The organism is Sphingobacterium sp. MYb388 (assembly GCF_037479535.1).
Taxonomy (GTDB): domain Bacteria; phylum Bacteroidota; class Bacteroidia; order Sphingobacteriales; family Sphingobacteriaceae; genus Sphingobacterium; species Sphingobacterium anhuiense.
On sequence record NZ_JBBGYV010000013.1, the window covers coordinates 52,921 to 68,730 of the forward strand.

At 36.8% G+C, this 15,810-nt stretch carries 13 protein-coding genes; 8 read left to right on the forward strand and 5 right to left on the reverse strand.

The annotated features are described in order from the left end of the window. The first annotated feature begins 1 nt into the window (after nucleotide 1). The 6 genes from WH188_RS25150 to WH188_RS25175 all read left to right on the forward strand — a co-directional run bounded on the left by WH188_RS25150 (nucleotide 2) and on the right by WH188_RS25175 (nucleotide 8,475). Nucleotides 2–688 (forward strand): fasciclin domain-containing protein, encoded by a 687-nt coding sequence (locus WH188_RS25150; RefSeq protein WP_168127860.1) that lies wholly within the window; start codon nucleotides 2–4, stop codon nucleotides 686–688. Nucleotides 689–721: 33 nt separating this feature from the next. Further along, on the forward strand, nucleotides 722–2,395 hold the full coding sequence (locus WH188_RS25155) for a DUF5008 domain-containing protein (RefSeq protein ID WP_168127859.1): 1,674 nt from the start codon (nucleotides 722–724) through the stop codon (nucleotides 2,393–2,395). Nucleotides 2,396–2,413: 18 nt separating this feature from the next. Beyond that, complete coding sequence (locus tag WH188_RS25160; RefSeq protein ID WP_168127858.1) at nucleotides 2,414–4,144, forward strand: DUF4983 domain-containing protein; 1,731 nt, start codon at nucleotides 2,414–2,416, stop codon at nucleotides 4,142–4,144. Nucleotides 4,145–4,147: 3 nt separating this feature from the next. Then, the gene (locus tag WH188_RS25165) at nucleotides 4,148–6,079 is read left to right on the forward strand and encodes a M60 family metallopeptidase (protein WP_339424798.1); all 1,932 of its coding nucleotides are present in this window, start codon (nucleotides 4,148–4,150) and stop codon (nucleotides 6,077–6,079) included. Nucleotides 6,080–6,167: 88 nt separating this feature from the next. After that, nucleotides 6,168–7,865: an alkaline phosphatase family protein gene (locus WH188_RS25170; protein ID WP_339424799.1), complete on the forward strand. Its 1,698-nt coding sequence runs from the start codon at nucleotides 6,168–6,170 to the stop codon at nucleotides 7,863–7,865. 211 nt (nucleotides 7,866–8,076) lie between these two features. Next, entirely contained in the window at nucleotides 8,077–8,475 is a 399-nt protein-coding gene (locus WH188_RS25175) for a hypothetical protein (protein ID WP_168127855.1), read from the forward strand. Nucleotides 8,476–8,501: 26 nt separating this feature from the next. On the opposite strand, the gene WH188_RS25180 is transcribed toward WH188_RS25175, so the two are convergent. The 4 genes from WH188_RS25180 to rbfA are packed head-to-tail and all read right to left on the reverse strand — an operon-like array spanning nucleotide 8,502 to nucleotide 11,278. Next, nucleotides 8,502–9,149 (reverse strand): hypothetical protein, encoded by a 648-nt coding sequence (locus WH188_RS25180; RefSeq protein ID WP_132771501.1) that lies wholly within the window; start codon nucleotides 9,147–9,149, stop codon nucleotides 8,502–8,504. A 1-nt stretch (nucleotide 9,150) separates the two neighbouring features. Next, entirely contained in the window at nucleotides 9,151–10,242 is a 1,092-nt protein-coding gene (locus WH188_RS25185) for an aminotransferase class V-fold PLP-dependent enzyme (RefSeq protein ID WP_168127854.1), read from the reverse strand. After that, the gene (gene aat / locus WH188_RS25190; protein ID WP_168127853.1) at nucleotides 10,226–10,876 is read right to left on the reverse strand and encodes a leucyl/phenylalanyl-tRNA--protein transferase; all 651 of its coding nucleotides are present in this window, start codon (nucleotides 10,874–10,876) and stop codon (nucleotides 10,226–10,228) included. Before aat ends, WH188_RS25185 begins: the two co-directional genes overlap by 17 nt. Before the next feature lie 30 nt (nucleotides 10,877–10,906). After that, entirely contained in the window at nucleotides 10,907–11,278 is a 372-nt protein-coding gene (rbfA, locus tag WH188_RS25195) for a 30S ribosome-binding factor RbfA (protein WP_132771498.1), read from the reverse strand. 510 nt (nucleotides 11,279–11,788) lie between these two features. On the opposite strand from rbfA, the gene argH reads away from it, so the two are divergent. Beyond that, a complete protein-coding gene (gene argH / locus WH188_RS25200) occupies nucleotides 11,789–13,120 on the forward strand; it encodes an argininosuccinate lyase (protein WP_168127852.1) in 1,332 nt (443 codons plus the stop codon). 62 nt (nucleotides 13,121–13,182) lie between these two features. Here the strand turns inward: argH and WH188_RS25205 are convergent, their stop codons facing one another. Next, nucleotides 13,183–14,241, reverse strand: a complete 1,059-nt coding sequence (locus tag WH188_RS25205) for an aldose epimerase family protein (protein WP_132771496.1) — start codon at nucleotides 14,239–14,241, stop codon at nucleotides 13,183–13,185. A gap of 133 nt (nucleotides 14,242–14,374) precedes the next feature. Between WH188_RS25205 and WH188_RS25210 the strand changes: the two genes are divergently transcribed. After that, on the forward strand, nucleotides 14,375–15,739 hold the full coding sequence (locus WH188_RS25210; protein ID WP_132771495.1) for a deoxyguanosinetriphosphate triphosphohydrolase: 1,365 nt from the start codon (nucleotides 14,375–14,377) through the stop codon (nucleotides 15,737–15,739). The last annotated feature ends 71 nt before the right edge of the window (nucleotides 15,740–15,810 follow it).

Genomic DNA, 15,810 nt, shown 5'->3' on the forward strand with positions numbered 1-15,810 from the left:
TATGATCATAGCACTGGCTGTGCTATTTTCTACCAGTTGTAAAAAATATTATTATGATTCGGGTGTTCACGATCCCAAATTTGAAGGATCGACATTAGCTTATATGAAGGCAAAACAACCATTTTTTGATTCGACCCTTACGATTATCAATTTAGCGGGATTGGATGATGTCTTGGATAAAGAAAATGTAACTTTTTTTGCTCCCCCTAGTGGATCTGTGAATAAAGCAATTATACAGCTCAATAGATACCTTAGATTTGAAGGACGTGATACCGTATCAAAACTTACGCAAATCAAACCCGCAGTATGGAAGAACACACTTTTGCAATATATATTCAAAAGTTCTTCTTTAATGAAAGATTATCCACAGCGTGATACCCTTTCGTATATTGCCTTTCCAGGTCAAAATTATACCAGTTATTCAGGACGTATCATGAATATTGGGGTAATTTTTAATAATGCAGGAGGTGTACAATATGCCGGATACCGTCAATTATTTTTGGCCTACATTCCAGATCTATCAAATCCACAGGTTGCTTTGCAAAATAACCCTGTAGCAACTTCCGATATCCAGACAAATAATGGGGTGTTGCATGTGCTCACGCGTATCAAACACACATTTGGATTTAATACGTTAAAGTTTATCGATGAAGCGATTGCGGCGGGTATTACACCTGCAACACCATAATTAATTATTTCAATTTAATAAATGATTCGAAAGATGTTACGTAATATAAAATATAGAACAAGATTGCTTATCATGCTAGTAGTGGGACTTTCCTTTGTGGTAGGGGCCTGTTCAAAAAGCAAGGGATTAGCAGACGATCCATATGCTGGAGGGAAAGAGGTGTTGGATATCGGTTTTGTTTCCAAAACAACAGATCCTGATATTGTAGAAGCGGGTAGTACCTTAGATTTGAAAGTCAGAGGTCTAATGAAGTATAAGGATGTATTTAAGTTATTTGTCAATGAGATCGAAGCTGAAGTACTCAATTATACAGATACAACCATTCAATTTGTTGTACCCTTAACAGCAAGTACTGGAAGTGTGTGGATCACTGCAAACGATCAGTCATTTTTTGGCCCGATTGTCAAAATTGGTGGAAAAGTTTCACTTGACCCAAGCTTCAAAGTAATCAATGGAGCATCGACTATAGGTGAAGGTTTTGGTTCTGGGATATTTAGTACTGCGTTATTGCCGAATGGTAATATTTGGTTAACTGGATATTTCAATAATTTCGAACAGCAGGGAACCGAAAAGACACCAAATGGTGGAATAGCCCAGATTGGTGCTGAAGGAAACTATTCAACCGAAGGTGTTAACTTCGGCATAGGTGTCGTAGGAGGTTTAAAAGCGATCACGTCAATCAATCGCATCACTTCTGGTTCGCAAAATGGAAAATACATCATTGCGGGTAGTTTTAATGCTTATAATAGTCGTAGAGAAAATCGCCGTACCATTGGAAGCATAACAAAATTAAATTCAAATGGCTCTTTAGATACGGTCCGAACTACCGAAATTGTCAATCCAAAGCCCGAAATAACATGGAAAAATGCCGATACAATTCCATCATTTAATGGCGGAGTATTGGGATTTATTAGAAAAACTTTTGTTTTTGGTGAGCAGGTTTATGCGATAGGAGGTTTTACAGCCTATCTACGCATGTTTCTTCCCAATTCAAGCTACGATGAAAAGATTTATGATATTACCCGTATGTCACAATTGGTACGCATGAACTTAGACGGCTCAATGGATTCAACGTTTCATTTTAATCGTGAGGCACGTCAGAGCCCCGTTGGCGCAAATGGTGGAATTGCCGATGCAATAATGCAAACAGACGGAAAGTTAATTCTGGTTGGGAGCTTCACAACCTTTAATAATGAACAAGCAAACCATATCGTAAGATTAAACTTGGATGGTTCTATTGACAAATCATTCCAATCAGGAGCGGCAGCTAATGGGGATATTTATTCAATTCGCTTTAATGCTAAAACAAATAAAATAATTGTGACCGGTAATTTTACGACCTATAACGGAAAGCCTTCATCAACGCTGGCGGTATTAAATGCGGATGGATCTGTTGATGCTACATTTAATGGCGAATTGATTAGTGGCGGAGGTGCTACTTTTGCAGCGCAATTAAATAGTGGAAAAATATTAGTGACTGGAAGCTTTAATAAGTATGGAACCTATTTACGTCAAGGTTTTATGATTTTAGAACCAGATGGAAAATTAGCTGTTGGTTATAATAATACAGGTGGTTTTCAGGGAAGAGTATATGATATGATCGAAACAGAAAATGCAAAAGAATCAAAAGTAATTCTGGTCGGTGAGATCAGCAGGTTCAATGCATCCATCTTACATAATATCGTAAGAATTAGCATTTCTAAATAAGTCCCAATTTATTTAAATATGAAAAGAGAAATAAAATCAAAGATAGGTATGAAAATGTTGGGTGTTGCAGCTTTTGTCGCTACAATCCTAGTCAGTTCATCTTGTAATAAAGAGTTTGTGAATACACTTCCAGATTCTTTTAAAAATGATACCTTAGGAGTAAGTGATGGTTCAAGGAGAGTTCTGTATCTTATTTTAGACGGAGTTAAAGGATCTGTCGTAGAGAGCCTAGGACCTAAAAACATTAGTTTAATTACAAAAAGATCCATGTTTACTTATGATGGATTAGCTGATTTTCAGCGCAATAACTTAACAGACGCTGGGGCATGGACAACGATGTTGACAGGAGTCGATTATACAAAACATCAAGTTCAATCAAATGATTTCAGTGGATTTGATAATCAAAAAACACCTACAGTTTTTACTCGATTGAAAGCTGAAATTAAAAATGTGAGAACAGTTTCATTTGCTTCTGCAACAGGATTAAACAGTACTCTGGCAAAAGATGCAACAGAAAAGAAAGATTTGGCAAATGATGCCGCTGTAAAAGATGCGGTTATTGCGGAGTTATCTACGCAAGACCCATCGTTATTGGTCGCCCAGTTTAAAGGTGCTAAAGAAGCTGCTGGGAATGACTACTCGGAGGATAATACCGCGTATACAGCTGCTATTGGCAAGCTCGATGATTATGTAGGAGAGATTATGACCGCGTTACAAGCTAGAAAAACATACAATGGTGAAAACTGGTTGGTGATTATTGCTTCCAATAAAGGGGGAGGAGCTTCTGGGGGTGAGCCGGGATCAAATATTTATGAAGATGAATCGCGAAATACATTTGTTACTTTTTACAACCCTAAATTCACTTCTGCCAATTATGTGAAACCTAACGTCGATGCATTACCTTATGCAGGAGTTGGACCTCGATTCGCTTCTAATAATGGAAGTACGAATGGGGTTGCATTTTTAAATAGTAATACTTCCATTGGTAATTTTGGAACCACAGGAGAATACACCCTAATGTTTAAAGTTCGTAATGATATTGGTAGAGAAGTCAATTACCCGATGTTCGTGGGTAAAAGAGATCCTGCTAGTACGGGAGTAAACGAAGGGGGATGGGGATTTTTAATGGGTGGTAATTCATTTCAGATTGATTGGGCATTGTATAATCGCCCTAGTGGTAAAATTAATCAGATTGATGGGGTTTGGCATACAATGGGATTTACGATCGCTCCAAGCGGAAGTGCACGTAATCTTAAAGTATTTGCAGATGGAGCTTTGCAAAACACTTCAAATATTGCTGGAAGAAATGCAGACAATAACTATCCACTAAGAATAGGCACCGATGCCTCATCTAATTCAAATATCTTAGTTAGGGATTTGGTAATTCTGAATAAAGCACTTACAGATGCAGAAATGGGGACATATATGAGGAAAGAATTTGGAATCGATAATCCATACTTTGCAAATGCAATTGGATTTTGGCCAGGAAATGAAGAATCTGGCGACAAGATGTTCGACCGTTCAGGAAAAGGTAATAATTTTGATTTTAGTGAGTCGATCCAATTTGCAAACTTTATGGATATTTCTCCGAATATTTCTCCAAATATATCTCAATCAGCATTTTTAGCGGTACCAAATGGTGTCGATATTCCAGTCATGATTTATAATTGGATGAACATATCTATTCCAAAAACTTGGGGATTAATGGGTAAATTTTATAACCCTACTATTAACTTACCAAAAGACTAACTTATGAAACTTAATCAATTTACGGCAATATTTAGTATGACGATGTTGTTAGCCGTAACATCGTGTTCTAAGTATGGTTATAATATCCCGGACGGTTATCCGGATGACTCAAAAAATGAAGCTGGTGGAGTTATTGATACCAATCTCAAGCTTATAGATAAATCCATGTATGCTAAAGCCAGAGTTTTTCCCGGTTTAGTAGATATTGCAGAACCACGTGTGGTCGACGCAAAATTTACGTTGGATTTGAATTTTACAAAGCAAACAACGCTTAACCTTAGAATATCGGTTGCCCCGGAGCCACAGTTTAGTACAGGATATTATGCCGCGCCAGGAGAACTCATTAAGATTGTGGTACCACAGGGAATTGAAGGACTTTCCGTGCAGATTGGTGGACATACCGATAATTTAACAGGAAAATTACCACTCTTGCGCGATCCGATTATTTACATGCGTCAGCAACTTTATCCTGGAAATAATTTTGTTCGCAATTTATATGGAGGTACGGTCTATATCCGTCCAGATCGGGCGTATCCAAATCCGGTCGAATTTACGATCACCAATGCATGTGTTTCGCCCGACTTTGTGCTAGGACAGTCTAACAATGACCAATGGATAGAAAAAGTGAAAGCTTCTAAAGTGCCATGGTTGGAGTTAAGAACGAAACGGGTGGTATTTCTTGTCCCTAGAGATCGTGTTGTAAAATCGTTTACATCTTCAGAGCCGTTTACCAATCCAACTGCGGTAATGACTAAATGGAATGATGTATTTGAACTGGATTACAATGGCTGGATGGGATTGTCAGACGATGCAGAAGATGAAAGAGACCGTAGCCCCCAGGGAGCTTGGAGAGGTGTATTGGATATTCAGCTAACGAATGGCTATGGACATAGTGGTTTTCCATTTGTCGGTTATAATGATTCCGAATGGTTTGGCGGTATGACGAGTCTTAAAGCCATCAGTACCAGCGATGGCATGTGGGGTTCTTATCACGAGTTTGGACACAACTGTCAGCAGGGAGGTATCTGGAGCTGGAGTACATTAGGCGAAACAACGAATAATTTATTTAGTTTTAAAGTAGCCAATCGTATTGGTGCAAATTACAGTGTTTTGCATCCTGCTGTTAACAGTGATTTTCCTGAGGCAATCGCTTATGCCACTCGAACAGGTGTTGCTAAAAATTTTGATGTGGACTGGGGCGATGCACCATTTAAACGGATGACACCTTTTGTGCAGATATTTGAGTTATACGGGTATGGAGCAATGACACATTTATATAAAGAAGCACGTAAAGCGACACGATATAATCCAAATGATATTACCATGCATAACTGGGTTTACGAAAAGTTATCAGACTACACTAAGATAGATTTAGCGCCATTTTTTGATGCTTGGGGTATTACCTATAGTCCTTCTGTTGCAGTTAAAATATCCAAAAAGTATCCATTATTGTCACAAACAATATGGACCTATAATCCTTTAAACAAAACAGGTGGAACAGGTGCCATCGTATATAAAACAACTGTTGTCTCTACAAGCTGTCCTGCACAAGAAGGGTCAGTTAATGATTTGGTAGATGATAATGTGAATACCTTCTATCACTCAAAATATAGTGATATAGGACCGACAGAAAGCTATCCATTTAATTTTGTGTTCAATGCAGGGGCAATTATGCCAATCAAAGGGATGTACTTTAATGGAAGACCAGGAGGTAATAGAGAAGGAGATGGAAAAGATATCGAAATCTATTCTAGTCCAGATAATATTGAATACACAAAAATTGGAGAAACAACTCTGCCTGCAAGCAACAATAGATTTGAATATATTTTTCCAAAAGGTAATGTAACTGGAAAATTCTTTAAAGTAATTGTAAAAAATGGATACAAAGCTAATCCATATGTGGTATTTGGTGAAATGAATTTGATTAGACCGTAATTGTTGAATGAATAAGGATGAAACAGTGTTAAATGAAAGCTATTTGCGCTTTCATTTAACAGAGTTTCTCTATCAAAAAAATATGTAGATGAAAGTAAATTTAAAAATATTTAGAACTTTTTTATTCGTTGCAGTAGGTGTTTCATCTTTTACAGCTTGTAAAAAATACGACAATCCTCCTCCTGTATTTGAGGATATTAAAGACTTTAATGGTACTCAGCGTAAGGTTATTGTGATCAGTATTGACGGTTTGTCTGGTGATGAACTACAAAAAGCTGTGCCAACAAATCTGGCCACTTTACAGAAGAATTCCAAGTATTCGTTTAACACACTACCTACAACATCAAATGCAGCAGGTTGGGTTTCGATGTTAACTGGGACAGGTTTTTCAAAACATCAAACAAGTGCTGATAATTTTGAAAGAACGGAGCATGGCGATGATGAAGAACATGGCGAAATTGTTAATTTTAGAAATGTACTGGATTATGTTACCCAATACAAATCGGTAAGCACAGCGATGGTAACAACTTGGGATGAACTAAGAAATTACGTGAGAAATGCAGATTATGCACCTGACGTTAATTCAGATCTCGCGGTTAAAGATAGTACCATTAGCCTCTTGAGTAAGGTAAATAGCTTAGGCACTATTATGGTTAATTTACGGGATGTGCAAAAAGCAGGTGAAGACGGTGGTTATACGGTTAATAATGCAAAGTTTAAAAGTGCAATCGATAAGTCGGATGAATACATCGGAAATATTGTTGAAGCCATTAAAGCCAGAAAAAATTACACTGAGGAGGATTGGTTAGTTATTGTGACCACAAACCATGGCGGAAGCAATACAGATGCGAAAAGCGGATTTACGATTGTAAGCCAACCTAATTTGAAGGAATATGAATTGAAAAAATCGGGATTCAATCCGGTATTGTTTCAAGGTGCAACAGCAAGGGCTCAAGTAGGTAACGACAATAACCTATATGATGGAGGTGAAACTAAAGATTTTACCGTACAAATGGACGTAAAACTTAATGTGAACACTAGTTATCCAGGTTTTTTGTCTAAAGGAAGTGACTTGTTGGGGCAAAGTATGACAGGTTGGCTTTGGCTTCAAAGTGGTACTAGCTGGGGTACAGTAATTGGTGGAACCCGAAATGGAGGTAAGGGTAAGACCCAGATTTCTGGTGGAAGTAATTTAACACTGGGTACTTGGCATACGTTGACGATGGTTGTTAAAACCACAGGATCACCAGCAACAGCTCGTACAGTAACTACTTATACAGATGGTGTGATGAATAATTCGGGTGATATTTTAGCCACTAAAAATTTATCAGCCATTGATGCTTTACGGGTTGGTTATAAGAATGTTGACGGTGGCGGTACTAATTTAAATATGCATGCTGCTAATCTAGCTTATTATAATGCAGCACTTGATGCTACTACAATAAAAAATGCTATTGGTTTAAAAGATATCACAAAACATCCAAATTATAGTAATCTAATTGGTTTCTGGCCAATGGATGAAGGATCCGAGGGTACATATTTCAATAAGGCTTCTGGAGGATACAATATGAGTCTATCAGGAGATTATAAATGGAACTATTTAGAGGACTTTTATGCTCCAGGGACTAATCCCGAGCCTATAACAGCTAAGATCTCCATACCAACAGCAACAAGTGACATTGCCGCGCTTTGTTTATACTGGATGAATATCGAAATTCTAGCAGACTTCAATTATGATGGAAAACCATACCTGAATAATTTTGAATTGGAATTCCTGAAAGACTAACTATTGATCCTGTAGTGGGATATAACAATTCGTAGTCAATCTTTACTAATCTAAAAACTCCGAGAAAAGCTAATTGCCTCCTCGGGGTTTTGTTTTTCTAGGCACGATCAAGTTTTTTTGTGCACGCTGATAGAATATAAATTTTAATAAAAATAAATATCAAAACTCATCAGGCAGATGATTATTTTTGCGCCATATTAATTTGGATATTATGATTATCATCAGAAAAAGCTTAGCCTTATCAGGTTTGATTCTCTGCCTCTTAGCAGGGATGTTGCCGATGTTAAAGGTGCCGATTAAGGGAAATTGGAACCTCTATCAAACAGATACTGCATTGTTTTTTATTACCTATATGATTATAGGAATAACAGCCCTACTTTTCTTTGTAAGGCAATTAACAGGATATCGTTTGATGACCCGGGTAGCAGCAGTTTGGTACCTGATCAGTATTTCTGCCGTATTTTTTAAGATCAATAATTATTTCGGATGGGGATTTGCAGATCGGCTATTATCCAAATCAATACATATGCGTTGGGGGTGGATTGTCTATTTAGTCGGTATTGCACTTTTATTACTGAGTGTGAAAAAAGTTAAACAGATTGAAGAATAAAAAATAAGCTTGGAAATTTTCCAAGCTTATTTTTTATTCGGACGATGTGAAATAAAATGAGATTTCAGTTTATCTAAGCCTAAATCCTCTTCTTCTTTATCCAGTTCATATATCCATACTTTTTCGCCAAGGATATCGTTGATCTCCTTTGGATTCGTTAAATCGACAGGACGTACACGCTGTTCTTTTACAATTGGATTTTGGATCGCTTGTAAACTGTTGGCATGTCTGATAATCTGAAAACGGAATGTTGGCCATTTACCCACAGTAGCAAAATTTCCAGAGTAGAATTGAACAGAATCATGTTTACTGATTTTTTCAGCAAATATGCCTTTAGCCTTATTGACATTGGTATCCGCAATGCTAACCAATAATTCATAAGAAGTCTGATTCACGAGATGCAATTTCGCTAATCCATCTTTATGATCACCAGAAATTGCCAGTAAGATACCCTTCTCAATAAATTTTGAAGGTATTTCTTCAGCTTGCTCATTAAGCTCATCATCATCACGGCGCATATTTCCATGCACTAAAGTCAATTTACTTGCCTGTACAGGTATTTCAAATCCAGTATCATCTGTTACACCGATGAGGTCATTGGATTGAAAGGAGGTGATATGTCCCTCTATTGGTTCATCTACAAACCGTACTAAATCGCCTATTTTGAAACCCATGTTATTTTAAAATTTTAGTATCAATAATTCTTAATAATTTTTCTAAATCTGTTTCATCATTATAAAGATGAAATCCGATTCTTATACCATTACCACGTGGAAAGCATTTGATATTGTTTTCCATTAATATATTAAAGTGCCCTTGATCAATCTGCAAATTAAAGATTGTACTTGTTTCAGCTCTGTTAATAGCCACTTCGGTTAATATTTTCCGTTTACCCAATTCCTGTTTGGCAAGCTTTACTAATTGTTGCGTATAAGCAGATGTGTGTTCCAATCCGAGTTCGGACAAAAACTCCAGACCCTTTTGTAATGTTCCGTGAGATAAAGTATCTAGATGTCCAGGCTCAAAATAAAGTTGATCGATACCTTTTCCTGCCCACATTTTGTCAATTTCGACGTTTTGTGTGTCCAAGTTTGGAAACAAAATCTGTTTTCCATAATCACTAACAAGAAGGAAACCGTTGCCATAACCACCTAAAAGCCATTTATAACCGCTGGCACCAACAACATCAAATCCCGACTGGGAGAAGTCAAAAACTTCAGTTCCCAAAAACTGAGTACCATCACCAATTATAAGCAATTCCGGAAATTTCTCTTTCAATTGTTTAATAAATTCAAGATTGATTTTGATACCAGAAATGTATTGCACGATACTAAATATAAAAACAGTCGGTTCGTGTTTTTTAATAGCATGCATGATATGCTCTTCCAACTTTTCATCAACAGGGGTTGTCACATGTTCAAAACCCCTAGAAATAACAGGAAAATTAACAGAAGGATAGTCTCCTTCAAACAATAAAATTTTTGAATCCTTTGGCAAGCGGTCCAACAAAGCATTGAATCCTGTTGAAAAATTAGCGGTGTTATAAACATTGTGAATAGTAGTTGTGAAGAACTTTCCGATACTCTTTTTTACCGCGAGATTAAATTCACCCTGTTTTTCACGCAGATCTGTTGCTGTTGAAAAAAAATCAGCATCTCTTTTAAGACGCCATTCCTTAGATGAGATGGGAATTAAGCCGGAACCTGGTGTAGTTAAATAAGAAACGTCCTCAGGGATATCAAAGTAAGATTTATAAGGTGTTTGCATTTTGTTCTTTTAATATAGACAGATATTCTTGTTGCGAAATACTTGTACCGCCCATAGAAGCCAAATGTGGCGTATGGAATTGACAATCTACAAATTTCAAGTTGAAATGAGTAGTTAAATATATGAGAGCAGCTTTTGAAGCATTAGATACGGTGGAAAACATACTTTCACCACAAAACACCTGATTGATATAAACACCATATAAACCACCTACTAATTTTTCATTCTCCCACACTTCTATGGAATGCGCATAATTGATCCGATGTAGTTCCTGATAAGCATCGATCATATCAGAAGTAATCCAGGTTCCGTCTTGATCTTTACGTTCAATCTTAGCACAGCTGTGGATGACTTCGGTGAAAGCCTTGTCGACAGTAATCGAAAATTTATCAGTTTTTAAGATTTGAAGCATACTTTTGCTGATTTTTAAATGCTCTGGAAAGATGACAAACCGTTCATGTGGAGCATACCAAAGTATAGGAGAATCTTCGCTAAACCAAGGAAATATACCATTCTCGTAGGCTAAGATCAGTCTATCCGTGCTCAAATCACCACCAACTGCCAGTAAACCATCCTCATCGGCAAGTTCAGGATGTGGAAAGCTAATACTATCAGGATCTAAGTTGAAAACCATTTTTAAAAATAGACAAAAAAACCAGATTGTTTAATCTGGTTGTCTCGTTTCTTTACTAATTTCTTCAAATATTTTATCCATATGCTCTACATATTCATTGGTGTCATCCAAGAAGAAATCCAGTTGTGGAACAATCCGAACTTGATTTTTAATTTTAGAGCCTAATTTGTAGCGAATTTCTGTTGTTTTAGTGCGGATTGCTTTTAAATCCTCAGGAGCTGTTTTGGTATTTAAAAAACTTAAATAAACTCTTGCTATAGCTAAGTCCGGTGTTACACGTACACGCGTAACCGTAATAAATGCCCCAGGAGCCCAACTATTACCTTCGCGTTGCAGTAATTCAGCTAAGTCTTGCTGTAATACACCTGCAAAACGTTGTTGTCTTTTGCTTTCTGTTCCCATCGTTTTAGTTTTTGTTTCGTGAAAATTCACCCTATTATAGGTACAAAGATAAATATAAAAAAGAATAAAGGCATATCTTGGAGGGATATGCCTGTATAATTTTGGTTTATAATTAGTTAGGGTTCAATTTCTTAAAGTTTAGAGACGTTATGGTCTATCATAGTTTGGTTTTTTTACGGTTTTAAAAGTAAGTGTTTGCTAACTTTAAAACGTATATTTTTATATTTCACTCTCCCTTATGATACAAACATATAAAAATTAAATTGTTGTCACAATGGGTGAATTAAAAACAAAGTAATCGCTCACTCACTATCGCTGTTTGCTGAGTTTTAACAAACATTTAACATAAAAATATTTTTAATTAATATAAAATCATACCCACATTACTGTAAAACAATCGATCGAATTCGATCAATTGTCACATCGATCCATAGTATGACCTGAACTTCAATTGTTTTATTTGTTTTCAAATGGTATTTTTGTCAAGTATATAAATAGCGTACTAAAAAAATGAAAATCTGGCAAAAAAATATAGATGTTGATTCATTTGTCGAATCTTTTACTGTAGGTAATGATCGAGTGATGGATTTGCAGTTAGCAGCCGCTGATGTTTTGGGATCTTTGGCCCATACTCGTATGCTGAATAGTATCAACTTGATGACCGATGAAGACCTTGCTATTGTACAGCAGGAACTGAAAAATATTTATCAAGAAATTAGTGCCGGAGAATTTGAAATAGAGGATTCTGTTGAAGACGTACACTCACAAGTAGAGATGTTATTAACACAGCGGATCGGAGAAGCAGGAAAGAAAATTCATTCCGGACGCTCAAGAAATGATCAGGTACTCGTAGATTTGAAACTGTATTTCAGAACCGAAATCCAAAACATGGTCGGTAATACAGAGATTTTCTTTCAGCAATTGATTAAATTAAGTGAACAATATAAAGATATCCTGATTCCAGGTTATACACATTTGCAGATCGCTATGCCATCCTCATTTGGATTGTGGTTCGGAGCATATGCAGAAAGTTTAGTCGATGATTTGGAATTGATGAAAGCAGCATGGAAAGTATGTAATAAAAATCCTTTAGGATCTGCTGCTGGCTACGGATCTTCTTTTCCTTTAAATCGGACAATGACAACAAATCTATTGGGATTTGATGATTTAAATTATAATGTAGTCTATGCACAAATGGGCAGAGGTAAGACAGAACGTATCTTAGCACAGGCGATGAGTTCCATCGCGGCTACTTTAGCAAAATTTGCCATGGATGTCACCCTATACATCAATCAAAATTTTGGTTTCATTTCATTCCCTGCACATTTAACAACAGGCTCTAGTATTATGCCACATAAGAAGAACCCTGATGTTTTTGAATTGATCCGTTCACGTTGCAACAAAATTCAAGCATTACCCAATGAGATCGCATTGATGACAACTAATCTTCCTTCTGGATATCACCGTGATTTACAATTGCTAAAAGAAAACCTTTTCCCTGCATTTAAGTCATTGAATGATTGTTTAGAAATTGCAACGTTTATGCTAGAACATATTTCAGTGAAAAAAGATGTTTTAGATGATCCAAAATACGATTATCTATTCTCAGTTGAAGTTGTCAATAATGAAGTTCTAAAAGGTGTTCCTTTCCGTGAAGCCTATAAAAATATTGGTATTGCGATTGATGCAGGAGAATTCCAGCCATCAAAAGAAGTGAACCATACCCATGAAGGAAGTATCGGTAATTTAGGTAATGATCAGATACAACGTATGTTTAAAGAAGTAATCACCGCATTTGGATTTGACAAAGTGGAAAATGCTTTGAGCCAGTTGGTGAAATAGTAACCAATTAGTCGGTTAGAAAGTTAGTGTAAAAAGTAATCTAACTTTCTAACCAATTCATGCTATTTTTCAAGAGAGAATTTAAAATGAGTTTCCGATATAAATTCTTCTCCCGCTTTTAAAACTGTGGAAGGAAAGTCCGGTTGATTGGGACTATCCGGAAAATGTTGTGTTTCTAAACAGAAACCTGCATAGGGCAGATAAACATTTCCAGATTTACCGGTGTCATTTCCCGTCATCCAGTTGCCTGTATACAATTGTACCCCTGGTTCACTAGTAAAAACATCTAAGCGTATACCCGATTTCGGAGCGTATGCCGTAGCGCAAGCTGTAGAAATAGGGCTGTTGTTGACAAAACAATGATCATATCCTTTGGCAGCAATCAGCTGTTCGTCATTAGCAGTAATATCCTGCGCAATGGATTTAAATTCTTTAAAGTTGAAAGGCGTTCCTTCTACCGGAACTGTTGCAATCGGAATTTGGTTCTCATCGACAGCAAGGTAAGCATCGGAGTTTATTTTTAACTGATGACTTAGAATATCTCCAGATCCCTCTCCATTTAGATTGAAATAAGTATGATTGGTCAAATTGATCACGGTATCCTCATCGCTGTCTGCTCTGTATTTGATAATGATTTCATTGTCATTTGTTAACGTATATGTAACCGAAACATTCAAATTCCCAGGAAACCCTTCTTCGCCATCTTTGGAAACGAGGTAAAATTCAGCCTGTGATTCATAACTGACACGACGATCCCATATTTTTTTATGAAAACCCTCAGGTCCACCGTGTAAACAATTGATGCCATTATTTATAGGAAGCTGATACTCTTTACCATTTAATTCAAACCTTCCATTTGCGATACGATTTGCAAATCTTCCTGCTGTGACACCGTGATATTGTTCATCAGCGCGATAGTAAAGACCAATATTGCTAAAACCCAAAGCAACATCAGTAAGTTTCCCTTTGTTGTCAGGGACAAGGATACTGACTATTCGAGCACCATAATCACTAAGGGCAACCTGCATCCCGCGCGTATTTTTTAAAATAATAAGGTGCGTGTTCTTCTCGTTAACAGTGCTGGTAAAATTATGGATAGACGGCAAATGATAGTTACTCATGATGATGGTTGTTTTGATTCCTTGTTAAAGATAAAGATTATAAACTTTTTAAAAAACGATTCTTGCTATTTATAAAAAATCAATTTCGAAAAAGCCAACGCACTTAGAAAATCAAAAAATGTATATTTGCAATATGTCTGTAAATACAAGTATGAATTGGAAACAATTACTATCCGCTAAACGCTGGGGGTATGAACATCGTGTCAGTGATAGTCATTTAATAGCACGTTCAGAATTTCAACGTGATTACGATAGATTGATTTTTTCTTCTCCATTTAGAAGATTGCAGAATAAAACGCAGGTATTCCCGTTGCCAGGAGCGGTATTTGTTCACAATAGACTTACCCATAGTCTAGAAGTAGCTAGCGTCGGAAGATCATTGGGACGTTTGTTTTACACAAAGATGAAAGATGCAGATTCAGAGATTGATGAATTATATCCCTATTTACAAGAAGTCGGCAATATGGTATCTGCCGCATGTCTCTCTCATGATCTGGGAAATCCGGCATTTGGACATTCCGGTGAAGCTGCCATTTCGACTTATTTTACAGAGGGTGATGGTCGTAAATATCAAGAACAGGTAACGAAGGAAGAATGGGCAGATCTGACACATTTCGAAGGTAATGCCAATGCATTGCGAATACTGACACATCCTTTCAACGGAAAAGATGATAAAGGATTTGCTTTAACCTATACATCTTTAGCGTCAATTGTTAAATATCCTTGTGCCGCGATTGATGGTCATATCAAGAAAAATCACCACCGTAAAAAATATGGATACTTTGCATCGGAAAGAGAAACCTTTGAAACGATAGCTGCAGAGTTAGGATTGTTGGAAGACCCAACGAATCCTAAGGGGTATTTACGGCATCCATTAGTCTATCTCGTAGAGGCCGCAGATGATATTTGCTATAATATTATCGATTTAGAAGACGCACATCATTTAAAAATTTTATCTTATCCCGAAGTTGAAGATTTACTATTACCACTATGTGGAGGAGAAGATCTAAGAGCCCGTTTGGATTCTCTTTACGATACCGCCAGCCGAGTAGCACTGTTACGAGCAAAAGCAATCAATACGTTGACAAAAGCATGTGTTGATGTATTTTATAATGAGCAGGAACAATTTTTAAAAGGTACTTTTCCATCTGCACTGATGGATGCTCTAGACGCTGATATCGTAGCACATCTCAAAAGAATTAATAAAATATCAGTAGCGAAGATTTATAACGCGCCTACGGTTGTGCAGATTGAGGTAGCGGGCTATAAAGTGATGAACGCGCTCTTGGCCGAGTTTGTTCCAGCTTATCTAAAAAAGAATAAAAATAGTTACGATGAAAAATTAGTAGCATTAATTCCACATCAATTTTATACAGACCAAGAAGATTCTTATTCTAAAATTAGATCCGTTTTGGATTTTGTTTCAGGAATGACAGATGTCTATGCCATCGATCTATATCGCAAGATAACAGGTATGATTATTCCTTCAATAGATTAAGCTTAAGAATATACAATATTAAAAATTTCGGGATTGTGAAAAGACACCTTTTCGCGATCGTGTATTTTATC